The organism is Billgrantia antri (assembly GCF_017868935.1).
Taxonomy (GTDB): Bacteria; Pseudomonadota; Gammaproteobacteria; order Pseudomonadales; family Halomonadaceae; genus Halomonas; species Halomonas antri.
In genome coordinates, this window is sequence record NZ_CP053383.1 from 935,925 (window position 1) to 957,446 (window position 21,522).

20 protein-coding genes and 5 tRNA genes are annotated in these 21,522 nt (G+C 65.3%); 21 read left to right on the forward strand and 4 right to left on the reverse strand.

What is annotated here, in order from left to right:
* Both ccoO and ccoN read right to left on the reverse strand, forming a co-directional pair.
* Window positions 1-609, reverse strand: a complete 609-nt coding sequence (gene ccoO / locus HNO53_RS04435; RefSeq protein ID WP_209476580.1) for a cytochrome-c oxidase, cbb3-type subunit II — start codon at window positions 607-609, stop codon at window positions 1-3.
* A 22-nt stretch (window positions 610-631) separates the two neighbouring features.
* Window positions 632-2,059, reverse strand: a complete 1,428-nt coding sequence (gene ccoN, locus HNO53_RS04440; protein WP_209476581.1) for a cytochrome-c oxidase, cbb3-type subunit I — start codon at window positions 2,057-2,059, stop codon at window positions 632-634.
* A gap of 211 nt (window positions 2,060-2,270) precedes the next feature.
* Here ccoN and HNO53_RS04445 point away from each other — a divergent pair, with 211 nt between their 5' ends.
* The 7 genes from HNO53_RS04445 (at window position 2,271) to HNO53_RS04475 (ending at window position 5,831) form a co-directional block, all read left to right on the forward strand.
* Window positions 2,271-2,954, forward strand: coding sequence for an alpha/beta family hydrolase (locus HNO53_RS04445; protein ID WP_209476583.1), 684 nt, complete (start codon window positions 2,271-2,273; stop codon window positions 2,952-2,954).
* A gap of 128 nt (window positions 2,955-3,082) precedes the next feature.
* Window positions 3,083-3,158, forward strand: a tRNA-Val gene (locus HNO53_RS04450).
* A 53-nt stretch (window positions 3,159-3,211) separates the two neighbouring features.
* Window positions 3,212-3,288: transfer RNA gene (locus HNO53_RS04455), tRNA-Asp, on the forward strand.
* 29 nt (window positions 3,289-3,317) lie between these two features.
* Window positions 3,318-3,394: transfer RNA gene (locus tag HNO53_RS04460), tRNA-Asp, on the forward strand.
* Window positions 3,395-3,441: 47 nt separating this feature from the next.
* Window positions 3,442-3,518 (forward strand) — tRNA-Val (locus HNO53_RS04465).
* A gap of 3 nt (window positions 3,519-3,521) precedes the next feature.
* A tRNA-Asp gene (locus tag HNO53_RS04470) sits at window positions 3,522-3,598 on the forward strand.
* A 196-nt stretch (window positions 3,599-3,794) separates the two neighbouring features.
* Complete coding sequence (locus HNO53_RS04475; RefSeq protein ID WP_209476585.1) at window positions 3,795-5,831, forward strand: FAD-dependent oxidoreductase; 2,037 nt, start codon at window positions 3,795-3,797, stop codon at window positions 5,829-5,831.
* Between the two features lie 9 nt (window positions 5,832-5,840).
* On the opposite strand, the gene HNO53_RS04480 is transcribed toward HNO53_RS04475, so the two are convergent.
* Both HNO53_RS04480 and HNO53_RS04485 read right to left on the reverse strand, forming a co-directional pair.
* Entirely contained in the window at window positions 5,841-6,479 is a 639-nt protein-coding gene (locus tag HNO53_RS04480) for an SCO family protein (RefSeq protein ID WP_242597541.1), read from the reverse strand.
* A complete protein-coding gene (locus HNO53_RS04485) occupies window positions 6,476-7,345 on the reverse strand; it encodes a cytochrome c oxidase assembly protein (RefSeq protein WP_209476587.1) in 870 nt (289 codons plus the stop codon). The genes HNO53_RS04480 and HNO53_RS04485 overlap by 4 nt, the downstream gene beginning before the upstream one ends.
* 331 nt (window positions 7,346-7,676) lie before the next feature.
* On the opposite strand from HNO53_RS04485, the gene coxB reads away from it, so the two are divergent.
* The 14 genes from coxB to HNO53_RS04555 all read left to right on the forward strand — a co-directional run bounded on the left by coxB (window position 7,677) and on the right by HNO53_RS04555 (window position 21,358).
* The gene (gene coxB / locus HNO53_RS04490; RefSeq protein ID WP_209476589.1) at window positions 7,677-8,690 is read left to right on the forward strand and encodes a cytochrome c oxidase subunit II; all 1,014 of its coding nucleotides are present in this window, start codon (window positions 7,677-7,679) and stop codon (window positions 8,688-8,690) included.
* Entirely contained in the window at window positions 8,687-10,597 is a 1,911-nt protein-coding gene (gene ctaD / locus HNO53_RS04495) for a cytochrome c oxidase subunit I (RefSeq protein ID WP_209476590.1), read from the forward strand. Before coxB ends, ctaD begins: the two co-directional genes overlap by 4 nt.
* Window positions 10,597-11,208, forward strand: coding sequence for a cytochrome c oxidase subunit 3 (locus HNO53_RS04500; protein ID WP_209476592.1), 612 nt, complete (start codon window positions 10,597-10,599; stop codon window positions 11,206-11,208). The genes ctaD and HNO53_RS04500 overlap by 1 nt, the downstream gene beginning before the upstream one ends.
* Window positions 11,198-11,566, forward strand: coding sequence for a hypothetical protein (locus HNO53_RS04505; protein WP_209476594.1), 369 nt, complete (start codon window positions 11,198-11,200; stop codon window positions 11,564-11,566). The genes HNO53_RS04500 and HNO53_RS04505 overlap by 11 nt, the downstream gene beginning before the upstream one ends.
* Window positions 11,563-11,925: a c-type cytochrome gene (locus HNO53_RS04510; protein WP_209476595.1), complete on the forward strand. Its 363-nt coding sequence runs from the start codon at window positions 11,563-11,565 to the stop codon at window positions 11,923-11,925. Before HNO53_RS04505 ends, HNO53_RS04510 begins: the two co-directional genes overlap by 4 nt.
* Window positions 11,922-12,818 carry a c-type cytochrome gene (locus HNO53_RS04515; RefSeq protein WP_209476597.1) on the forward strand — a complete coding sequence of 299 codons (897 nt, stop codon included), beginning with the start codon at window positions 11,922-11,924 and terminating at the stop codon, window positions 12,816-12,818. The genes HNO53_RS04510 and HNO53_RS04515 overlap by 4 nt, the downstream gene beginning before the upstream one ends.
* Window positions 12,819-12,995: 177 nt before the next feature.
* Window positions 12,996-13,343: an NADH-quinone oxidoreductase subunit A gene (locus HNO53_RS04520; protein ID WP_209476599.1), complete on the forward strand. Its 348-nt coding sequence runs from the start codon at window positions 12,996-12,998 to the stop codon at window positions 13,341-13,343.
* Window positions 13,334-14,647, forward strand: coding sequence for an NADH-quinone oxidoreductase subunit D-related protein (locus tag HNO53_RS04525; protein WP_209476600.1), 1,314 nt, complete (start codon window positions 13,334-13,336; stop codon window positions 14,645-14,647). Before HNO53_RS04520 ends, HNO53_RS04525 begins: the two co-directional genes overlap by 10 nt.
* The gene (locus tag HNO53_RS04530) at window positions 14,644-15,570 is read left to right on the forward strand and encodes a complex I subunit 1 family protein (RefSeq protein WP_209476601.1); all 927 of its coding nucleotides are present in this window, start codon (window positions 14,644-14,646) and stop codon (window positions 15,568-15,570) included. The genes HNO53_RS04525 and HNO53_RS04530 overlap by 4 nt, the downstream gene beginning before the upstream one ends.
* A 19-nt stretch (window positions 15,571-15,589) precedes the next feature.
* Complete coding sequence (locus HNO53_RS04535) at window positions 15,590-16,204, forward strand: NADH-quinone oxidoreductase subunit J family protein (protein ID WP_209476602.1); 615 nt, start codon at window positions 15,590-15,592, stop codon at window positions 16,202-16,204.
* A 45-nt stretch (window positions 16,205-16,249) separates the two neighbouring features.
* Window positions 16,250-16,555: an NADH-quinone oxidoreductase subunit NuoK gene (gene nuoK / locus HNO53_RS04540; RefSeq protein WP_209476603.1), complete on the forward strand. Its 306-nt coding sequence runs from the start codon at window positions 16,250-16,252 to the stop codon at window positions 16,553-16,555.
* On the forward strand, window positions 16,552-18,465 hold the full coding sequence (locus HNO53_RS04545) for an NADH-quinone oxidoreductase subunit 5 family protein (protein ID WP_209476604.1): 1,914 nt from the start codon (window positions 16,552-16,554) through the stop codon (window positions 18,463-18,465). Before nuoK ends, HNO53_RS04545 begins: the two co-directional genes overlap by 4 nt.
* On the forward strand, window positions 18,465-19,949 hold the full coding sequence (locus HNO53_RS04550; RefSeq protein WP_242597616.1) for a complex I subunit 4 family protein: 1,485 nt from the start codon (window positions 18,465-18,467) through the stop codon (window positions 19,947-19,949). The genes HNO53_RS04545 and HNO53_RS04550 overlap by 1 nt, the downstream gene beginning before the upstream one ends.
* Entirely contained in the window at window positions 19,949-21,358 is a 1,410-nt protein-coding gene (locus tag HNO53_RS04555; protein ID WP_209476606.1) for an NADH-quinone oxidoreductase subunit N, read from the forward strand. The genes HNO53_RS04550 and HNO53_RS04555 overlap by 1 nt, the downstream gene beginning before the upstream one ends.
* The last annotated feature ends 164 nt before the right edge of the window (window positions 21,359-21,522 follow it).

A 21,522-nucleotide genomic window follows, 5' to 3' on the forward strand; every position in this document is an offset into this window, starting at 1 on the left:
TCAGCGCGTGCCCTCGAGTACGGTCCCCAGCTGCTGCAGGTAGGCGACCAGCGCCGTGATCTCCTGCTCGCCGCGCACCTCACGGGTGGCATTGGCGATGTCCTCGTCGGTGTAGGGCACGCCGAGGCTGCGCAGCACCTCCATCTTGCGCGGCGTGTCCTCGCCGTCGAGGGTGCGCTCGAACAGCCAGGGGTAGGCCGGCATGATCGACTCGGGCACGACGTCGCGCGGGTTGTACATGTGGGCGCGGTGCCAGTCGTCGCTGTAGCGGCCACCGACGCGGGCCAGGTCCGGGCCGGTACGCTTGGAGCCCCACAGGAAGTTGTGCTCGTAGACCGATTCGCCGGCCACGCTATAGTGGCCGTAGCGCTCGGTCTCGGCGCGGAATGGACGCACCATTTGCGAATGGCAGCCGACGCAGCCTTCGCGGCGGTAGATGTCACGCCCTTCCAGCTCCAGGGCGGAGAGAGGGCGCAGGCCGTCGACCGGCTCCGTGGTCTGCTTCTGGAAGAACAGTGGAACGATCTCGGCCAGGCCGCCGAAGCTGATCACCACCAGAATCAGCACGGCGAGTAGGCCAACGTTCTTTTCGACGATCTCGTGTTTCATTGGTGTCGGTTTCCCCGGTTACTCAGGCAGACTGCGGAATCGGCTGCTGGCTGGCGGCTTCACTGCGCTTGACGGTCATGAAGACGTTGTAGGCCATGATCAGCATGCCGGTGACCCAGAACAGACCGCCGATCAAGCGCACGATGTAGCCCGGGCCGCTGGCCTCGACGGCCTCGATGAAGGTGTACATCAGCGTGCCGTCCGGGTTGATGGCGCGCCACATCAGGCCCTGCAGGATGCCGTTGACCCACATCGAGGCGATGTAGAGCACGGTGCCGATGGTGGCCAGCCAGAAGTGCACGGCGATCAGCCCGACCGAGTGCATCTCGGTGCGGCCGAACAGGCGCGGAATCAGGTGGTACATGGAGCCGATCGTGATCATCGCCACCCAGCCCAGGGCGCCGGCATGGACATGGCCGATGGTCCAGTCGGTGTAGTGGGACAGCGCGTTGACCGTCTTCACCGCCATCATCGGGCCTTCGAAGGTGGACATGCCGTAGAACGACAGGGCCACGACCAGGAAGCGCAGGGTCGGATCGGTGCGCAGCTTATGCCAGGCCCCGGAGAGGGTCATCATACCGTTGATCATGCCGCCCCAGGAGGGCGCCAGCAGGATGATCGACATCACCATGCCCAGCGACTGCGCCCAGTTGGGCAGTGCGGTGTAGTGCAGGTGGTGCGGACCGGCCCACATGTAGATCATGATCAGCGCCCAGAAATGGACGATCGACAGGCGATAGGAGTAGACCGGACGCTCCGCCTGCTTGGGCACGAAGTAGTACATCATGCCGAGGAAGCCGGCGGTCAGGAAGAAGCCCACCGCATTGTGGCCGTACCACCACTGCACCATGGCGTCGATGGCGCCGGCGTAGATCGAGGTGGAGTACATCCATGACACCGGGATGGCGGCGTTGTTGACGATGTGCAACACCGCCACGGTCAGGATGAAAGCAGCGAAGAACCAGTTGGCCACGTAGATGTGGGAGGTCCTGCGCTGCTTGATGGTCATCAGGAAGACGATGGCATAGCTGACCCAGACCACGGCGATCAGAATGTTGATCGGCCACTCGAGCTCGGCATACTCCTTGGTGGTGGTGTAGCCCAGCGGCAGCGTGACGACGGCGGACAGAATCACCGCCTGCCAGCCCCAGAAGGTAAAGGCGGCCAGTCGGTCGCTGAACAGCCGCGTCTGGCAGGTGCGCTGTACCACGTAATAGGAGGTGGCCATCAGCGCGGAGCCGCCGAAGGCGAAGATGACTGCGTTGGTATGCAGCGGGCGCAGGCGGCCGAAGCTCGTCCAAGGCAGGTCGAGGTTGAGTTGCGGCCAGACCAGTTGTGCGGCAAGGATGACACCGAGGAGCATGCCCACGATGCCCCACACCACTGTCATGATCGCGAACTGCCGAACTACCTTGTAGTTGTAGGTCGGATGCTCTAGTGCTGTGCTCATGTCAGGTTCCCGTCGAACGCGAATCGAGAGCTCGCGGTGGCGCAGGCCACGGCAAGATTCCCGGTTGAGGGTGATGCAGGTTAGAAAGCAGGGCGGATTCTAGCGCAGCCGCCTGACAGACTGAACCAAGGATACAGGCGAAACTGGTATAGGAAATTGACGTGTGTCCAACTTTGCTCGATTAGATGCGGTTCCCATTGAGGTAATTCAGATGCATGAACAGGGAGGCGTATGGGAGCCAGGACGCTGGTACTTCGAGGGACTCGGGCCGTTGGAGGTGAAGGGGGATGGCGGTGCCGGACGCCTGCTGATCGCCCATGGCGCGGGGGCTGGGCAGCACTCTCTTTACATGAATCAATTGCGTGATGCGCTTGCCGAACGGGGCGTGCAGACCCTGGCCATCGAGTTCGCCTACATGCAGCGTGCCGAGCATGAAGGCAGGCGAATACCGCCACCACCCGTTGAGCGCCTGGTAGAAGAATTATCACGCTGGTGCGACATTCTGACACATCCTCAAGGGGGTACGTTGTGGCTCGGCGGCAAGTCGATGGGCGGCCGGGTAGCCAGCCTGTTGGCGGCGCGCCAACGAGCGGCTGGGTTGATACTCTGCGGCTATCCTTTCCATCCTCCCGCCAAACCGGAAACCTTGCGTCTCGCCCATTGGCCGCAAATCGACAGTCCCACCCTGGTGGTGCAGGGCAGTCGCGACCCGTTTGGCACCCGTGAGGAGGTCGAGAGCTATGTATTGGGCGAGCGGGCGTGCGTCCACTGGTTGGAAGATGGCGATCATGACTGGAAACCGCGGCGACGCTCGGGTCGTACCCAGGCGGAACTGATCGAAGAGGGGGCGACCGCGATCGCCGCTTTCATGAAAGCGCATCGGGTGCCGCAGTGAGCAAAGATACGAACGACGCGGGGTTGAGCCACTTTCGTCTCGAGAAAACGTGCTGCCCTGGTCGTTTTGCACGGCCAGGGCATTGACAACCAAGCCGATCCCTGTAGAATTCAGCGCCACGTGACCAGGGGTGGTTAGCTCAGCTGGGAGAGCACCAGCCTTACAAGCTGGGGGTCACAGGTTCGAACCCTGTACCACCCACCATCGCGCTCAAACATGGGCGATGGCGAATCCTGAACACGTAGGAAACATGCAGCGGACCGGTAGTTCAGTCGGTTAGAATGCCGGCCTGTCACGCCGGAGGTCGCGGGTTCGAGTCCCGTCCGGTCCGCCATCGTTTCCATCACTGGTGTCATCTGTTGTGGACCGGTAGTTCAGTCGGTTAGAATGCCGGCCTGTCACGCCGGAGGTCGCGGGTTCGAGTCCCGTCCGGTCCGCCATGATGTCCTGGTTTGGCAAGTCCTCATCGCAGCAGTGCGATATCCGTGGGTGATTAGCTCAGTTGGTTAGAGCACCAGCCTCACATGCTGGGGGTCACTGGTTCGAGTCCGGTATCACCCACCATGCGGACCGGTAGTTCAGTCGGTTAGAATGCCGGCCTGTCACGCCGGAGGTCGCGGGTTCGAGTCCCGTCCGGTCCGCCATTCGATTTCAGGCCCCGAGCTTATGGCTCGGGGCCTTTTCGTATCGTCTATACTCCCTCCGTCTTCGCTTTCGCCCGTTGGGCATGAGCCGCGGCACCTCCTGTCGCGAGAGCCAGACGCACTTCGTCTTTGGGCGAAAGCGTCGCCTTTTCTTTGCGCCTGCCGTCTGGCTATCATACAGTTGTTTGAAATTACCGTGACTCGACCCAAGGAGGAGTTCGGCGTGCGCTATCCTCATCTGTTTCGCCCGCTCGAGGTAGGCCATCTGACGCTGCCCAATCGTGTGCTGATGGGCTCCATGCATACCAACCTCGAGGAAGCGCAAGGTGGCTTTGCGCGCCTGGCGGCCTTCTATGCCGAGCGCGCCCGTGAAGGCGTCGGCCTGATCGTCACCGGCGGCATCGCGCCCAACAAGGAGGGTGCCGTCTTCCAGGGTGCCGCCACCTTGGAGCGGGCCGAGCAGGTAGCCGACCATGCCGGCGTGGTCGAGGCGGTGCATGCCGAGGGCGGTCGCATCTGCCTGCAGATCCTGCATGCCGGGCGCTATGCCTACTCACCCGAGCTGGTGGCGCCGTCGCCGATTCAGGCGCCGATCAACCCGTTCACGCCGCACGAACTCTCCGACACGGAGGTGGAGCAACAGATCGAGGCCTACGTGCGCTGCGCTTCCCTGGCGCGGGAGGCGGGCTACGACGGCGTCGAGGTGATGGGTTCCGAAGGCTACCTGATCAACCAGTTCCTGTGTCTGCGCACCAACCAGCGCGAGGATCGCTGGGGTGGGCCGTTCGAGAATCGCATGCGCTTTGCGATCGAGATCGTGTCGCGGATCCGCGCGGCGGTGGGCGACGACTTCCTGATCATCTTCCGCCTGTCGATGATCGACCTGGTGGAGGAGGGCAGCACCTGGGAGGAGGTCGTGACCCTGGGGCGTGCCATCGAGGCAGCCGGGGCCAGCCTGATCAACACCGGTATCGGCTGGCACGAGGCGCGCGTACCCACCATCGTCACCAGCGTGCCGCGGGCGGCCTTCACCGAGGTGACCCGGCGCATGAAGGCCGAACTCGCCATCCCGCTGATCACCACCAACCGCATCAACATGCCCGGGGTGGCGGAACGCGTGCTCGCCGAGGGCCATGCCGACATGGTCTCCATGGCGCGCCCCTTCCTCGCCGACCCGGCCTGGGTCAGCAAGGCGGCCGAAGGGCGCGACGACGAGATCAATACCTGTATCGCCTGCAACCAGGCGTGCCTCGACCATACCTTCCAGGGCAAGCTCACCTCCTGCCTGGTCAACCCCCAGGCGTGCCACGAGACCGAACTCGTGATCGAGCCGGCCGAGACGCCGCGTGACGTTGCCGTGGTCGGTGGCGGCCCGGCCGGCATGGCGGCGGCGCTGACCGCTGCCCAGCGTGGCCATCGTGTGGTGCTGTTCGAGCGTACCGGTGAGCTGGGCGGACAGTTCAACCTGGCGCGCAAGATCCCCGGCAAGGAGGAGTTCGACGAGACCCTGCGTTACTTCAAGGTCATGCTCGACAGGCACGGCGTCGCGGTGAAGCTTGGCAGCGAACCCGACGTGCAGACGCTGCGTGGCTTCGATGCGGTGATCCTGGCCAGCGGCGTGCGTCCGCGGCGCCTCGATCTGCCGGGTATCGAGCACCCCAAGGTGATGAGCTATCCCATGGCGATCCTGCATCCCGAGCGGGTCGGGCGACGGGTGGCGATCATCGGTGCCGGTGGCATCGGCTTCGACGTGGCCGAGCTGCTCACCCATGTGGGGCATCCTTCGCTGGACCGCGAAGCCTGGTGCGCCGAGTGGGGCGTGGATCTCGCGGTTACCGAGCGTGGCGGCATTCGCCCCCCCGAGCGTCCCGAGACGCCGCGTCAGGTCTTCCTGCTGCAGCGCAAGTCTTCCAAGCCCGGCAAGGGGCTGGGCAAGTCTACCGGCTGGGTGCATCGGGCCTCGCTGCGCCACCGCGGCGTCGAGGCGTTGGCCGGCTGCGAATACGTGGGCATCGATGACGACGGCCTGCATATCCGCCATCTCGAGGAGCCGCGCCTGCTCGAGGTCGACAACGTGGTGATCTGCGCCGGTCAGGATCCGGTCCGCGAACTGCTTGAGCCGCTCCAGGAGGCCGGCGTGGCGGTGCACCTGATCGGCGGGGCCGACGAGGCCGCCGAGCTCGATGCCAAGCGCGCCATCGACCAGGGCACGCGGGTGGCGGCGGGGCTGTAGACCGTCGCCTTACCCGCTGGCCATCAGTCGGCGCAGATCGCTCACCACCGCCTCCCTTGCGTCGTCCTGGCGAATGAGCAACTGCGCCTCGCCGTCGGGAGCGAAGGCAAAGATCGCGCTGGGGTGGGACACCATGTAGTGTCCCTCGGCATTCTTTTCCCCATAGCCATAGGTCACGCGGTAGCGGCGTGTCAGGGCATCCAGTTGGTCGTCGCTGCCGGTGAGTCCGATGAACTCGGGGCCGAAATTCGCGGTGTATTCGCGCAGGGACGCGGGATCGTCGCGGGCCGGGTCCACCGAGACGAACAGTACCCGAAGGTCGTCGCGTGCCTCTGCGCCGAGCGCATCCAGGATCGAATCGAGACGCGCCATGGTAGCCGGGCAGACGTCATGGCAGTGGGTGAAGCCGAAGAACAGCAGCGTCGCATCGCCGCGAAAGGCCTCGGCCTCGACTACCTCTCCCGACTCGTCGGTGAGTTCGAACGCCAGGGGTGGCATAAGGCCGGAGATGTCCTTGGTCTGCCAGCCCGGATCGGTGCAGCCCGTCAGCAAGACGCCCAGCGCCAGAAGCCCTGCCAGCGCTAGAGCCCGAGCGTGGCGCAGGGAGCGTCGCTTCGGCGAAGCGTAACGGGGCATCATGAATGTCATGGCTGCGGGACTCCTTTTTCCTGCTCCGGTTCGCCCAGGCGCGTGTCGCCCTTGCCGGAGAGCATGCTGCGGATCACGATCAGCACGCCGGCCACGCTCATCATCGAGGCGGGGATCCAGGTAATCAGGCCGCCCAACTGCTGGTCCGTCAACGGTGAGAGCGGCCAGGCGCGACCGCAGACGGCGTAGACGTCGAACAGGACGTTCTCGCTGAAGGTCAGGTAGGCCCCCAGCAGAATCTGGGGGGGAATCACCACCAGCAGCGCCAGGATGCGCATCCCGTACCCCAGGCCGCCCTGTTGCGGCGTGCGTGGATCGAGCACGAGGAACCAGAACAGCAGCCCATCCAGCAGCATGCTCCAGTTCATGATCTGGTAGAGCTCGCGGCTGAGCATGGCATCGAAGTGGATCTCTGGAATGAGCCAGAAGTAGATCAACCCCACGAACAGCAGTGGCGCCATCGCCGGATGTTGCAGCAGACGGTACGCCGGTCGCAAGGTCCGGGCAATCGCGGCCCGACCCGGAGGGTGGTGAAGACGATTCGGCATGCCGGTCGCCAGAACCGGCAACGGCGCGGCCAGGGCAATGAGGAACGGGGCCGCGTGATGCAGGACCAGGTGCTGGGCACGATGGGTGAAGAACATGTACTGCGACAGGTAGTCGTAGTGGGTTTGCGTCACCGCATATACGGCACCAACGCCCAGCAGAAAGGCGAACGGGCGCCAGAAGCCCACCGCCCGGCCCTGATGGCGGTGACGCTGCAGGCCACGCAGATACAGGCCCGCTGCAAGCAGACAGGCAGCGATCCAGGACGGTGAGAATTCCCAGGGCAGCAAGACGCCCAATGTTTGCTCGAATTCAAGCATTTGCTTCCTTTGCCGTGGCGGCGGGCAGCCACCTGAAGTTTGCCAATCAGCATAGCGAACTTCACCGCTGGTGAAACGCCAGGCCGGCAGTGGTAGGAGAGCTGTCGCCGCCAGGGGTCAATGTAATCGCTGGTTGGGTAAGCGTAATAAACGGTGACCACTGCCTGCAGCGATGAGCAGGCCACGCCAACCTGTACTAGGGTGAAGGCGGAGCAGGGCGACGAACCGGCTCCGAATCCTCGACGCGCCCACAGTGCGTCTATCGAATATGCATGGAATGCACCCGCAACTGTCGCTTCGCGCACGCACGTTGCAATGGATTGTCACCGCGATGTCCTTCAGCAAGCACATACGTTCAACCGGACTGGTCGGGGTTGCCGCCCCGTTGCTGGCCGCCTGCGAAGGCCCTCAGTCGACGCTCGATCCGGCGGGGGCGGCCGCCGATCTGATCGCCAGACTGTGGTGGCCTACGCTGCTGGTTGCCACCTTCGTCACGCTGCTGGTGCTGAGCCTGCTGGCGGTGGCCGTGCTGCGTGCCCGGCGCAAGCAGATCGCACTGCCACTGAACGCCCGTCAGAGCCGCAACCTCGTGATCGCCGGCGGCATCATTCTGCCCTTGGCAGCGACGATTCCCTTCGCCCTGTCGAGTTTCTCCATCGGCCGGGTGATCGATGCCCCACTGCCCGACGATGCCATGACCGTGGAGGTCATCGGCAAGCAGTGGTGGTGGGAGGTCCACTACCTGGACGAGGCGGGAGAGCGTATCGCCACGACCGCCAACGAGATCCACATCCCCGTCGGCGAGCCGGTGCGCTTTCTGCTCAAGTCGGACAACGTCATTCACAGTTTCTGGGTACCCAACCTGCAGGGCAAGACGGACATGATGCCGGGGCGTACCAACGTCACCTCGCTGACGGCGGACGAACCCGGCGTCTACCGCGGGCAGTGCGCGGAATACTGCGGTACCCAGCATGCGCTGATGGCCTTCCTGCTGGTGGCCGAAGAGCCCGAAGCGTTCGACGCCTGGCTGGAGGGCCAGCGCCAGCCGGCGTCCGCACCGCAAATGCAGGCGCAGGTAGACGGCCAGGAGGTGTTCATGCAGGCCGGCTGCGCCGGGTGCCATGCGATCCGCGGCACATCGGCCAGCGGCGAAGAGGGGCCCGACCTGACCCATCTCGCCAGCCGCCGCACGCTGGCGGGTGCCACGGTGCCCAACCGCATCGGCCACCTTGGCGGCTGGATCTCCGATCCGCAGCACGTCAAGCCGGGCAACAAGATGCCACCTAGCGAACTGACACCGGAGGAGCTGAAGTCACTGCTCGCCTACCTGGAGAGTCTGGAATGACGCGCGAGAAACCCGTCGACCCTTACGCGGTGACCGATTCGCCGGACGAGACCGCGAGGCTGGAGCGCACCTGGCACTCGCCCGGCGGGTTGCTAGGCTGGTTCACTCACGTCAACCAGCGCATGATCGGCAAGCGCTTCATCATCACCGCCTTTATCTTCTTTATTCTGGCGGGGATCCTCGGCATCCTGATTCGCCTGCAGCTGGCCGGCCCCGAGCAGCAGCTGCTCGGGCCGGAGCTCTACAACCAGTTCTTCACCATGCATGGCACGGTGATGATGTTCTTCTTCGCCATTCCGGTGATGGAGGGCTTCGCCATCTACTTCGTGCCGCTGATGGTCGGTACGCGCGACATGGCCTTTCCCCGGCTCAACGCCTTCGGTTATTACGTCTACCTGATCGGTGGCATCGTGCTGTTCGGTTCGCTGCTGCTGAGCATGGCGCCCAATGCCGGTTGGTTCAACTACGTGCCGCTGTCGAGCAAGCTCTACTCGCCAGGCTACGGGGTCGACGTCTGGACGACCATGATCACCTTCATCGAGGTATCGGCGCTGACCGCGGCGGTGGAGCTGATCGTCACCACACTGCGGATGCGCGCACCGGGCATGTCGCTGAATCGCATGCCGCTGTTCGTCTGGGCGGCGCTGGTGATGTCATTCATGATCGTCTTCGCCATGCCGGCGGTGATCGTCAGCAGTACGCTGCTGATCCTCGACCGGCTGGTGGACACCCAGTTCTTCATCGTCGAGAGCGGCGGTGAGCCACTGCTATGGCAGCATCTGTTCTGGTATTTCGGTCACCCCGAGGTCTACATCATCCTGGTGCCGGCGCTGGGCATGATTTCGACCATCATCATCACTTTCACCCGGCGCCCGATCTATGGCTACACGGCACTGGTGCTGTCGGTGGTGGCCATCGGCTTCGTCAGCTTCGGCCTGTGGGTGCACCACATGTTCACCACCGGCCTGCCCCAGCTCGGCATGAGCTTCTTCACCGCCGCCAGCGCTACCATTGCCATTCCCAGTGGGGTACAGATTTTCTGCTGGATTGCCTCGCTGTGGGGGGCCAAGATCCGCTTCGCCACGCCGATGCTGTGGGTGCTGGGATTTTTCGCCATCTTCGTCATCGGCGGGCTGACAGGCGTCATGGTGGCGTCCATCCCCTTCGACACCCAGGTGCACGATACCTTTTTCCTTGTCGCTCACTTCCACTACGTGCTGATCGGCGGGGCGGTCTTCCCGCTGATCGGCGCGACCTACTACTGGTGGCCCAAGATCACCGGCCGCATGATGAGCGAAACGGCCGGCAAGTGGAGCTTCTGGCTGGCCTTCATCGGCTTCAACGTGACCTTCTTCCCCATGCACCAGCTGGGGCTCGAGGGCATGCCGCGGCGCATCTACACCTACGTCGAGGAGATGGGCTGGGGCGACCTCAACCTGCTGGCGACGTTCGGCTCCCTGGTGCTGGCGGCGGGTTTCGGCGTCACACTGATCAATGCCATCTGGAGCCTGTTTCGCGGTCGGCGGGCCGAGCCCAACCCCTGGGGGGCGCCGACCCTGGAGTGGGCGGCGGACTCGCCGCCGGCCTCCTACAACTTTCGCCATATCCCCATGGTTGAGAGCCGCTGGCCGCTGTGGGACTGGGAGAAGGCGGGTGAACGTGCAGTGGTGACCGGCCTGCGCAACGACCGCCGCGAGGTGGTGCTCACCAGCATGCTGGACGCCAAGCCCGTGGGAGTGCAGGTGCTGCCCGAGCCGACCATCTGGCCGTTCGTCTCGGCGCTGGCCGCCTCGATGGGATTCATCGGCATCATCTTCCATCCGATCTTCTTCGTGATCGCCTTCTTTCTGGTGGCCTTCACCCTGGTGGCCTGGTTCTGGCCACGCCGGCCCTGGAGGGACGATTGATGAGAGTCGTGCAAGGTATCGACGTCGCGGAAATGATTCGCTTCAACCCGGACCGGCGGGCACCGCTGTGGTGGGGCATCCTCGGTCTGATCACGATCGAGTCCGCGGTAGTGCTGACCTTCTGCGTCAGTTACATGTACCTGGCGGCCTATGCCGACGTCTGGCCGCCGAGCGGCGAGTCGGCTCCCCCCATGCTGTGGCCGAGCATCAATCTGGGGCTGCTGATGCTGAGCAGCTTGACCATGTTCCTGGCTGGCCAGGCGATCAATCGTGGCAACAAGCGAGGGCTGGCCATCGGCGTCACCGCCAGCGTGCTGCTGGCGACGGCGGTGCTGGTGCTGCGCTCGCTGGAGCTCATGGCCTATGAATTCAGTTGGAAGGACCACGCCTACGGTTCGATCGTCTGGACCATCTCCGGTTTTCACTACGTTCACGTGACGTCGATCGTCTTCGGCAGTGCGGTGGTCGCCATCCTCGCCTGGCGCGGCTATTTCACCCAGCAGCGACAGATCGGCGTCGTGGTCGATACCAACTACTGGTATTTCGTCTGCTTCGCCTGGATTCCCTTTTATCTACTCCTGTACTGGGGGCCGCGCGTCTATGGCCAGTGAATCGAAACGCGGCGTGCTGCTGCACCCCTTGATGCTGTGGCTCGGCTGGGTGATCGGCCCCGGCGCCTGGGCGCTGCACCTGCTGGGCAGCTACCTGCTGGTATCCCGGGCCTGCGAAGCCGGCTCCATGTGGATGCTGCACGCCACGACCCTGGTCACCTTGTTGCTGAGCCTGGCGGGCGTCGCGGTGGCCTGGCGACAGTGGGGCCGCGCCGGGCGGCACTGGCCGGGCTCCGGCGATGGCGAGGCGGGGCGAATCCGCTTCATGGCGGTCATGGGGCTGCTCATCAGCGCGTTGTCCGCGCTGCTCGTCGTGGCCGAAGGTGTTCCCAACTTCTTTCTGGGGCCGTGCCTATGACAGCGAGAACTGTGCTCCTCTTGCTGCTGCCGCTGCTCATTGCCAGCGGCTGCAGCAGTGACGAAGCCGAGCCGCCGCCAGGCGACCCGGAAGTGGGCCAGGCGGCGGTCCGTGAGTACGGCTGCGGCAGCTGCCATGTCATCCCCGGCATCGGCGGAGCAGATGGGCGCACCGGGCCGTCACTCGAGCGCATTGCCAAGCGTGTCTACCTGGCGGGGGTGCTGCCCAACACGCCCGACGACATGATGCGCTGGATTCGCGAGCCGGAAGCGGTCGACCCGCGCACGGCCATGCCGAACATGGGCGTCAGCGAAAGCGACGCACGAGATATCACCGCCTACCTGTACACACTGAAATGAAGAATCAGAACCGCCAAGACTCCGTCCGGAAGATCCGCAAGCGGATCGAGATACATGTCGGCATCGCCATTGCGGCGCTGGTGGTCGCCATGGGGGTAGGTGCGGCAGGCTTCGTCTATTGGGGCGCCTATAACGTCTCGGCGCTGCAGCAGCATACCGAGCCCGTCTTCACCGTGCTCAACATGGCCCTGGATCGTTCCATTCGCCAGCGCGCCGAAGAGGTCGAGACGCCCAGGTTGACGGCGGAAATGGCAGAGCAGGGCCGGCCCATCTTCCAGCGCAAGTGCGTGCAGTGCCATGGGGCACCTGGGGTAGGTCGCGACGACGTGGGCAAGGGCATGACGCCGGTACCGCCCAATCTGGCGCATACGGCAAAAGCCAAGAGTGCTGCCGAGGTGTTCTGGTCGGTCAAGCACGGCATCAAGATGACCGGCATGCCGAGCTGGCGCTTCAAGTACACCGACGAGCAGATCTGGAATATCACCGCCTTCGTCATGCGCCTGCCCGAGCTAAGCCCTGCCGAGTACCAGGCCATGGTGACCGAGGAACGCGCCGAGGAGGGCGCCGACAGGAATGACGTCAGTGCCCCTGCGCAGGCGCGACGGGCCGCGACGCCCGACGCCGAGCGCGGCAAGATGGCCATGTACGGCTATGCCTGCATCGCCTGTCATCGTATTCCGGGCACGGTGGGACCGCATTCTGACGTCGGCCCGCCGCTCGCGGGCATCGGCGGACGGCGCTATATCGCCGGGGTGCTCGCCAACACGCCCGAGAATATGGTGCACTGGCTGCGCCACCCCACCGAGGTGGATCCGCTCACTGCCATGCCGGATCTGGGCGTGACCGAGCAGGACGCCCTGGACATGGCGGCCTACCTCGAGACGCTGGAGTAGGGCTGCCAGCCCCCCGGGCGACAGCAACCTGGTCGTGAGGGAGGGCCATGCGCGACGTTTGTTCCTGTCGAATGCGGCAACTACCCTATGAGGGACCCGGACCTGATAATCGCCCAAGGGGATGGAAACCCCTCTTGATTCCTGCTGGGTTTCGTGAACGCAACGCGAGGGATTCGCATGGCGCTTCTCACCCTGACAACCGTTCTGATGGCCACCCTGGGCCTTGGATGGCTGCTGCAATGGTTGCCGGCCCGCGGACAGCCAAAGCCAACCTACTCCCAGCGGGCACCTTTCCTTGGTGGTGGCAGCCCCGATACCCATGCCTGGAGCCGCTACCATATCCGTTACTATCCCATGACGTTGCTCCTGATCGCCTTCGAGATGGAGATGATGTTCATGTATCCGTGGGCGGTGGTGTTCGTCGAGAAGGGCGCCACGGCGGTCATGGAGATGGGCATGTTCCTGGCCATCCTGTCGGTGGGCATCGTCTACGCCTGGCGTGAGGGGGTGTTCCGGTGGCAGTGAGCTGGCAACGTCGCCTGGCGGCTCGTGCGCCGGCGGCCGTCTTCCTGGCCGAGGGGGCGCGAATCGGCCCGCTGCGCGAAACGCTCGCGCTCTCGCCGGGCATTCGCCTCGTCGACACGCCTCGCCATGCCAGCATGCTGCTGGTGGCGGGCGATATCCCGACCGGCTGGCGCGATGACCTGCGCCGTGTCCACGACCAGTTGCCCGCCCCGTTCGCCAGCGTGTGGTGCTGTTGCGAGCCGTTCGAGGCATTGCGCGACCCCATACGTATCGACGTCATCGAGGCGCTGCCCCAGACACTGGTCGAAACGCATCGCGAGCTGGTGCTGGGCGGGCGTGACAGTGCGCCCCGGGTGCTGCCGGACGAGCCGCCGAATCCCTGGGAAGGGCTCGGCGACGATGGTCATGGCGGCGAGGGCATGATGGGGGGCACACCCTACGGTCGGCCCATGGCCATGAACATGCAGGACGATCTTCGCGATGGCCTGACCCTGGATACGCTGACCTTCCGGCTGGGGCCGTTTCATTCCGCGTTGCCGTCGGGCCTGCAGGCAGAGGTCAGCCTGCAGGGCGACCTGGTGCAGGCCTGGACGGTCACGCGCAAGCCCTTCGCCAGCGTCGTCGAGCCGATCTTCCATGCGGCTCGCCAGGCGCCGGTGCCAATCGCCGAGCTTGAGCTGAGCCGGGCTCGCCATCACCTACGCCGGCTTTACCGGGGGCTATGGATCGCGGGCTGGCCGAGGCTGGCTGAACGAACCTTGCGCATGGCGGGGCAACTGAGCCCCAACAGCGATATCGCAGGCCTGCGCCGCTCCTTGGAGCGCGGGGGATTGTGGCGGCTGGCGTTGCCCGAGCCAGGTCGCGGTGTTTTGGACAAAGAGCAGGCGCGGCAACTCGGTGGCCCGGCGGCACGGGCGGCAGGCCTCGATCAGGACCTGCGCAGCCAGGACACGCACTACCGCCGGCTCGGCTTTGCGCCGATCTGCCGCGACGCGGGCGATACGGCGGCTCGCTGGCAACAGTGGCTCGACGAGATCGAGCAGTCGCTGGCGCTGGCCGGACAGGCCGCTCGCCACGACCTGAAGACCGCCGAGACCGCTGCCGTCGAGACCCCACGCGGCCCCTGGACCGATGCCTTTCCTCACGACAAGAGCGACCTGCTGGGCGAGGTCCTGCCGGGGCTGGAGTGGGGCGAAGCGCTGATGACCCTGGCCAGCCTGGACGTCAGCGCCCTCGATCTGCATCCCCTTGAGGAGCCTTGGCAGCCTCATCGTGCCACCGGCGACCGGGAGGGGCGCGTATGATCCTCGATCAACTGATCCTGCCGTGGCTGATAGCCTGGCTGGTGGCCGGCCTGGGCGCCTATCTCGTGGCGGTGCTAGACCGTTTGATGGCGACGGGCCCGACCCAGGCGGGAAGCGTTTGGCTCGCTCCCCTGGCCAGCGCCGCCTGGTTGATGACGCAGCAGGCCACGACCACCGAGGCACCGGACGCTCCCGCCTGGCGGTTGGCACCGGCGCTCTACCTGGCCTTGGCCGCCACGGGGCTGGCGCTGGTGCCGTGGTCGCCGACGCTGGTCGGGGTCGACCTGGCGACCAGCCTGGTGCTGTGGGGCAGCCTGGAAGCGCTGGCCACGGTGGTGATCTTCCTGCACGGCTGGTCGGCCAACTCTCACCTGGCCCTGATCGGCGCCTACCGCTACGTCGCCCTGGGGCTCTCCTACCTGCTGATCAGCATGTTCGTGCTGATCGGCGTGGCGCTGCCGGCCGAGTCGCTGCGCTTGACCGAGGTGGTAGCGGCGCAGACGTCGCTCTGGCACGTGGTTTCCCAACCGTTGGGGCTGCCGCTGTTTCTGGTGGTGGGTCTGGGGCTGACCTTCTGGGGGCCGCTCGACCTGGCCGACTCGACGGACCTCTCAGGCGGCACCGCGGTGGAGCGCTCGGGCCCGCCGCGTCTGGTATGGGCGCTGGCGCGTGCCGCCATGCTGGTGGCCTTCAGTGCCATCGCAGCTACCGCTTTCCTTGGAGGTTGGTTGGGTCCCTGGTTGCCGGGGCCGGCCTGGTTGCTGATCAAGAGCCTGGCGGTACTGGTCGCGCTGCTGTGGTTGGGGCGCCGGCTGCCCAGGCTCGCGCCCGAGCGCTGCGTGACGCTGATGTGGGTGGTGCTGCTGCCGCTCTCCTTCGTCGACTTGATCTGGGCCGGGGCAGTAGCCCTATGGATGGCCTGAGCGAGGCCAAGGAGATGTCATGACGCCGAGTCTCGGTACACATATCGCCTTTGGGGTGCTGGCGACGTTCTCCGTTCTCACCGGCTGGCGAGTGTTCTGCACCGATTCGATGGTGCGAGCTTCGTTCTTCCTGCTGCTGTCGTTCATTGCCGTGGGCGGGATCATGATCCTGCTGACCGCCGAATACCTGGGCGTGGCGATGTTCTTCATGATGGCCGTCGAGATGATGGTCATGGCGCTGTTCATGGTCATGTTCATGATGAACCCGGCCGGGCTCAATCCGATGAAGATGGTTCACCAGGAGCGCGTCGCCATTGTTGCCGGTGTTGCTGCCTTTTTCGTGCTCTCGGCGGTGGCCGTGCTCAGCGATTTTCCCGATGCGCCGCTGCCGGTGGAGCATGCGCCGGTGATCTCGCTTGGCCGCGAGCTGCTCGGTGATTCGATGCTGGTCTTCGAGACCGCCGGTGTCGTGCTGCTGACGACCATGGTCGGTGTGGTGGTGCTGTCGAGTCGACGTGGACGCTACGGTCGCGCCGACGAGGGGTCGATGCCGCCAGGCCTCGAGCCCGGCGGCGAGCCGGCTGGTCAGCCGAGCGAAGAGGAGGAGGAAGAGCACGCTCACCACCATCATTGAATGACGAAGACAGGGAACGATGAAGGACGAGGCCAGGAGGGCGACATGACACTCACCACACTTCTCATTCTTGCCGCAGCGTTGATCGGGATCGGCCTCTACGGGGCGCTATCCCAGCAATCGTTCGTGATGCTGATGATGGGCCTCGAGCTGATGCTCAACGGGGTGATGCTGGCCGCAGTGGCTTTCTGGGCCTATAGCGGCACCGGTGCCCCCGAAGGGCAGCTGTTGACCATCGTGGTCATGGCGGTCATGGCGATCGAGATGGCGCTTGGCTTTGCCCTGGTGGTGGCCGTGTTTCGCGCCAAGCAGGCCGACATGACCGAAGCCTTGAGCGAGCTGAAGCAATGACGCTCTGGGTCGTACCGCTGACGCCGTGGCTGCTGGCGCTGCTGCTGTATGGGGCAGGGCGACGCCTTGGGCCGCTGGCTCTCGGACTCTCGGCGGGAGTGGCGCTAGTGCTGGCCCTTGCCGTGACGGGCCTCTCGCTGAACGCCGGGACGGCGGCGAGCTTTCGCTGGAGCGAGTCCCTGTCGCTGGGACTGGAGCGCTCCACGGCAGGCGACATCTTCGCCTGGCTGGTACCGCTGGTGGCATTGCCGGTAGCGCTCTATGCCGCGGTCCATGTCAGTCAGGCGCCGCGTCGCCTGGTGGCACTGCTGCTGGCGTTCGTCGGCGCCATGCAGCTGCTTGTGCTGGCAAGCGACCTGCTGACCCTGCTGGTGGCCTGGGAGCTGGTCGGGGCCTGTTCCTGGGGCTTGATCCTGCATCGCTGGCAGGAGGAGGGTATCCCGAGCCAGGCGATGCAGGCATTTCTCGTCACTCGACTGGGTGACCTGGGGCTCTACATCGCCGCAGCGGCCTTGTTTGCCGGCACCGGCGGCTTCGGCTATGCCGCCCTCGGCGAACTCTCGGGTGGGCTATTGCAGGTCGCCGTGGCCGGCATCGTACTGGCGGCGGCGGCCAAGTCCGCGCAGCTGCCGTTCAGTGCCTGGCTATTCGCCGCCATGGCCGGCCCGGTCCCGGCCTCGGCATTGCTGCATTCGGCGACCATGGTCGCCGCCGGTACCTTTCTGCTCGCTCGGCTGGCGCCACAGCTCGAGCAGGCCGCCTGGTTTTCTCCCTTGGTGGTTTTCCTGGGACTGGCCACGGCGCTGATCGGAGGCCTGGTGGCGAGCTTTCAGGGCCACGCCAAGCGGCTGCTGGCCGCTTCCACATCGGCGCAGTATGGGCTGATGTGGGTGGCCGTGGGGGCTGGGTTCCCCGGCGTGGCGCTGCTGCACGCCATCACCCATGCCTGCCTCAAGGCGGGGCTGTTCCTGGTTGCGGGGCTGGCCGAGCGGCGCGTCGACAGCTACCGGCTGGCCGACATGCGTCTGGGGCGTGTGCTGCCTGGCGTGGCGGGACTGAGCCTGGTGCTGTGCCTGGCACTGGCCGGCGTGGCGCCGCTGGGCGCGGCCTGGAGCAAGGAGCAGATCGCCTCCGCCGCAGCCGACGTCTCGACCTGGCTGGCCCTGGGCATAGCCTTTGCGGGCGGACTCAGTGCGCTGTATGCCACGCGCTTCCAGCGGCTGGCCTTCGGTCGCTCGCAACGGCAACGCTCCTCGGGCCGGTCGCCAGCGTGGGGGGAGCGGATTGCGCTGACGGGGCTGGCACTTGTCACGCTGATGCTTTCATTGCTCTGGTGGCGGCCGTTCTCCGAGGCAATCGCCGCGTTCTTGGGAATCGTACTGCCCAAGGAGCATGCATGGCTGATGGTGGTGTCGCTGATACTCGTGGCGCTGGGTATCGGCGTGGGGCTTTGGGCCACCCGCAGGAGCGCACCTGAGGCCAAGCCGGCATGGCAGGCCGTATTGGCCGGCTGGCTCGGCCTGCTGACGCTGCATCAAGGGGTGGCAGATGGCGTCATGCGATTCGCCCACTCTCTGGCACGCTTCGATGACTGCGTATTCGATGCTCCTGCCACCCAGCTCGCCTTGGGCATTCGCGGCACTGCCCGAGGCCTGGCACGCGGTGACGATCGGGTCGTCGATGCCGGCCTGATGATGACGGCCCGCTGCTGGCAATGGCTTGCCGATTTCAACGCTCGACGCGGCGAGTGGCTGGCCGACGGCCTGCCTAGCGGGCTGACAAAAGGGGTCGATGCCGGAGGACGCTGGGCCCAGGCCACCCAATCCGGCCAGACCCACCACTACTACACCATGATGGTTGCCGGACTCGCTGCGTTTTTCCTGTTTCTGCTGTTAGGAGCCTTTCTGTGATGCTGACCGTCGCGCTGTTCGCTCCCTTGCTGGGCGCCCTCGTGCTCGCTGCGATCCCACGCTGGAGCGCCAGTCAGGCGCGCTGGATCGCGGCGGGTTGGTCCGGCGTTTCGCTGCTGGCCCTGGTGGTGGCCTGGCTGGCGTTCGATCCGAGCGGTGCCTTGTTCCAACACGTCGACGAGGTGCAGTGGGTGCCGTCGCTGGGCATGGCCTATCGGGTCGGCGTCGATGGCATTGCCCTGGCCGTAGCGACCATGAGTGCCGTACTGTTCTTGGCGGCCATTGTCTATCCATTCGATACACAAGGACGGGCGCGCCAGTACTATGCCTGGCTGTTGTTCCTGCATGGTGTGTCGCTGGGTGTCTTCCTGGCCCTCGATCTGCTGATGTTCTACGTCTGCTTCGACCTCACCCTGGTGGGCATGTACTTCCTGATTGGACGCTGGGGACATGGCGAGCCCCAGCTCGCCGCCTTCAAGTTCTTCCTCTATACCTTTGCCGGTTCGCTGGCGCTGCTGCTCGGCATCATCGCGCTATATCTCTCGCTCGACTCGCCGACATTCGACATGCGCACCATCATCGAGCAGCAGCCGCTGGCGGGCAGCGGTGCCTATGCCAGCCTGGTGTTCCTGGCCATGATGCTGGGGCTGGCGATCAAGACGCCGCTGGTACCGGTGCATACCTGGCTGCCCCAGGCCCACGTCGATGCGCCGGGGCCGGCCTCGGCGATTCTCGCCGGGGTGATGCTCAAGATGGGGACCTACGGCATGATCCGGCTGCCGTTGGCCATGCTCGGCGAAACCTTCGCCCGCTTCGCATTGCCGGTGGCGCTGCTGGCGCTGGTGGCGATCCTCTACGGCGCCCTGGTGGCGCTGGGCCAGAGCAACCTCAAACGGCGTATCGCCTACACCTCGATCAACCACATGGGCTACACCGTGCTGGGGATCGCCGTGGCCGCTTCGCTGGTCGGCGGGCATGACGAGGCGCGGCAACTGGCGCTGACAGGTGCCACGGTGGAGATGGTTGCCCACGGCCTGATCACCGGTTCACTGTTCCTGATCAGCGGTTCGCTGTGGCAGAGCACGGAGGACTATGCCATGGCGCGCTACGGTGGCTTGGCTCGTCGGGCGCCGCAGCTGACCGCGTTGACCGTGCTGGCCGCCTTCGCCAGCCTCGGAATGCCGGGGCTGGCCGGCTTCGTTGCCGAGTTTCAGGTGTTTACCGGAACCTTCGCCGTCTACCCCTGGTTGGCAGTGCTGGGGGTACTGGGCATCGTGATCACCGCGGCGCTGTTTCTGGATTTGCTGTGGCGGCTGTTCTTCGGTCGGCTGCCCGAGCACCTGGAAAATTTCCCCGACCTCAACCGTGCCGAAATCGGTGTGCTCGGTGTCCTGGCGCTGGGTATCGTGGCGATCGGTGTGGCGCCACACTTTCTGCTCGACGTGGTTGAGGCCTCGGCGAGCCTGCTGAGCGGAGGACGCTGATGCCCGTGGCGGACCTGACCCCCGAACTTGCGCTGCTGATCGGGGCGGTGGTGATCGTGCTGGGTGCCGCCTTCATGCCGCACTCGCGCCAGGGCTGGCTGGCAGGGGCGGCGCTGGTGGCGCTGACGATCGCCTTGGTCGCCGTGATCGTACAGTGGCCGGCAGCGCCTTCGTTGACGTTCACGGGGGTGTGGATCCTGGATGCGCCTGCCTCGTTGGCCAAACTCATCATACTGGGTAGCGGCGCGCTCGCCGTAGCCATGTCTCCGGACTGGATGCGCAGCGACCCGCGGCATGGCGAGTATTATGCGCTGTGCCTGTTCGCGCTGCTGGGCGCTATGGTCATGGCGGCGGCAGGCGATAGCATGGAGCTGCTGCTCGGCGTGCTGCTCTCCTCGGCGGCCAGCTACCCGCTGGTGGCCTACCACCGCGGGTTTGCGCCGGCGCTGGAAGCGGGCATGAAATATTTTCTGATCGGCGCCCTGGCCAATGCGCTGCTGTGTGTCGGGGTGGTCCTGCTGTTCGGCCTGGTCGGCGACACCGACTACCGCGTGCTGTCCGCCTTCCTGGCCCAGAGCGACCGGTTTGCTCTCAGCGTGGCCATGGGCTGCGTGATCCTGGGGCTCGCCTTCAAGCTGGCGGCATTCCCCGCGCATGCCTGGATGCCCGATGTCGCCCAGGCGGCGCCAGCGCCGATCGCTGCGCTGCTTAGCGTTGCCCCAAAGGTGGGGGCAGCGCTGGCGCTGGCGCGTCTGGTGGCGCTATTGCCCGTCGAGCAAGGGCTGACCTGGCTGCTGGCCCTGGTCTCGGCGACCACCATGACCCTGGGCAACCTGGCGGCACTCCGCCAGAACGATGTTCGCCGGCTGCTGGGCTGGTCGTCGGTCTCTCAGTCCGGCTATGCGCTGATGGCCGTGGCCATCATCGGACGCGCCACGGATGCCGCCACGGCACTGCTTGTCTTCCTTGCCGCCTATGCGCTGGCCAACCTGACGGCCTTCGCCGTGATCACGCATCTGCGCGGGCGAACCGATCTCGACGACTACCGTGGCCTGGCACGGACACAACCCCTGGCGGCGTCGCTGCTCATCGTCGCCATGCTGTCGCTGGTGGGCATTCCGCCATTGGTTGGCTTTTTCGGCAAGTTCCTGCTGTTCGAGGTGACGCTGGAGGCCGACCATGCCTGGCTGGCCGTAATCGCGGTGCTCAATACCCTGGTTTCGCTGTATTACTACCTGAGAGTGGCAGCCGTCATGACCTTCTCACGCCCACCCGGAGGCGTTTCCGTGCTGGGGCATCACTCAAGGTTCGCCATGCTGGCCGGGGGTTTGGGCCTCGTGGCGTCATCCCTGCTCATTGAATTCCTCATGAGGCCTGCAGGCGCGACCATGCTTGCCTTTCCCTCCTGAGATGTCGCAAGCACGACAATAGACATGCAACGGTTGCCTGAAGCGGGAGGGAGGCTATCGGCTAGGGGGCTGGGGCTGCGCGGGGCCGGGGCGGGCAGTTCGTGGCGTCTGCGTTCAAGTAGCGTTTAATTATCACCATGCGCTGATCGAACCCTTGGCACGCC

Excerpts from the sequence above, each read along its gene's own strand:
- HNO53_RS04545 (WP_209476604.1), top strand. The coding sequence starts at position 16,552 with ATGACGCTCTGGGTCGTACCGCTGACGCCGTGGCTGCTGGCGCTGCTG.
- ccoN (WP_209476581.1), bottom strand. The coding sequence starts at position 2,059 with ATGAGCACAGCACTAGAGCATCCGACCTACAACTACAAGGTAGTTCGG.
- HNO53_RS04520 (WP_209476599.1), top strand. The coding sequence starts at position 12,996 with ATGGCGCTTCTCACCCTGACAACCGTTCTGATGGCCACCCTGGGCCTT.
- HNO53_RS04530 (WP_209476601.1), top strand. The coding sequence starts at position 14,644 with ATGATCCTCGATCAACTGATCCTGCCGTGGCTGATAGCCTGGCTGGTG.
- HNO53_RS04480 (WP_242597541.1), bottom strand. The coding sequence starts at position 6,479 with ATGACATTCATGATGCCCCGTTACGCTTCGCCGAAGCGACGCTCCCTG.
- HNO53_RS04445 (WP_209476583.1), top strand. The coding sequence starts at position 2,271 with ATGCATGAACAGGGAGGCGTATGGGAGCCAGGACGCTGGTACTTCGAG.
- nuoK (WP_209476603.1), top strand. The coding sequence starts at position 16,250 with ATGACACTCACCACACTTCTCATTCTTGCCGCAGCGTTGATCGGGATC.
- HNO53_RS04505 (WP_209476594.1), top strand. The coding sequence starts at position 11,198 with ATGGCCAGTGAATCGAAACGCGGCGTGCTGCTGCACCCCTTGATGCTG.
- HNO53_RS04485 (WP_209476587.1), bottom strand. The coding sequence starts at position 7,345 with ATGCTTGAATTCGAGCAAACATTGGGCGTCTTGCTGCCCTGGGAATTC.
- HNO53_RS04535 (WP_209476602.1), top strand. The coding sequence starts at position 15,590 with ATGACGCCGAGTCTCGGTACACATATCGCCTTTGGGGTGCTGGCGACG.
- ccoO (WP_209476580.1), bottom strand. The coding sequence starts at position 609 with ATGAAACACGAGATCGTCGAAAAGAACGTTGGCCTACTCGCCGTGCTG.
- HNO53_RS04550 (WP_242597616.1), top strand. The coding sequence starts at position 18,465 with ATGCTGACCGTCGCGCTGTTCGCTCCCTTGCTGGGCGCCCTCGTGCTC.
- coxB (WP_209476589.1), top strand. The coding sequence starts at position 7,677 with ATGTCCTTCAGCAAGCACATACGTTCAACCGGACTGGTCGGGGTTGCC.
- HNO53_RS04500 (WP_209476592.1), top strand. The coding sequence starts at position 10,597 with ATGAGAGTCGTGCAAGGTATCGACGTCGCGGAAATGATTCGCTTCAAC.
- HNO53_RS04515 (WP_209476597.1), top strand. The coding sequence starts at position 11,922 with ATGAAGAATCAGAACCGCCAAGACTCCGTCCGGAAGATCCGCAAGCGG.
- HNO53_RS04555 (WP_209476606.1), top strand. The coding sequence starts at position 19,949 with ATGCCCGTGGCGGACCTGACCCCCGAACTTGCGCTGCTGATCGGGGCG.
- HNO53_RS04510 (WP_209476595.1), top strand. The coding sequence starts at position 11,563 with ATGACAGCGAGAACTGTGCTCCTCTTGCTGCTGCCGCTGCTCATTGCC.
- ctaD (WP_209476590.1), top strand. The coding sequence starts at position 8,687 with ATGACGCGCGAGAAACCCGTCGACCCTTACGCGGTGACCGATTCGCCG.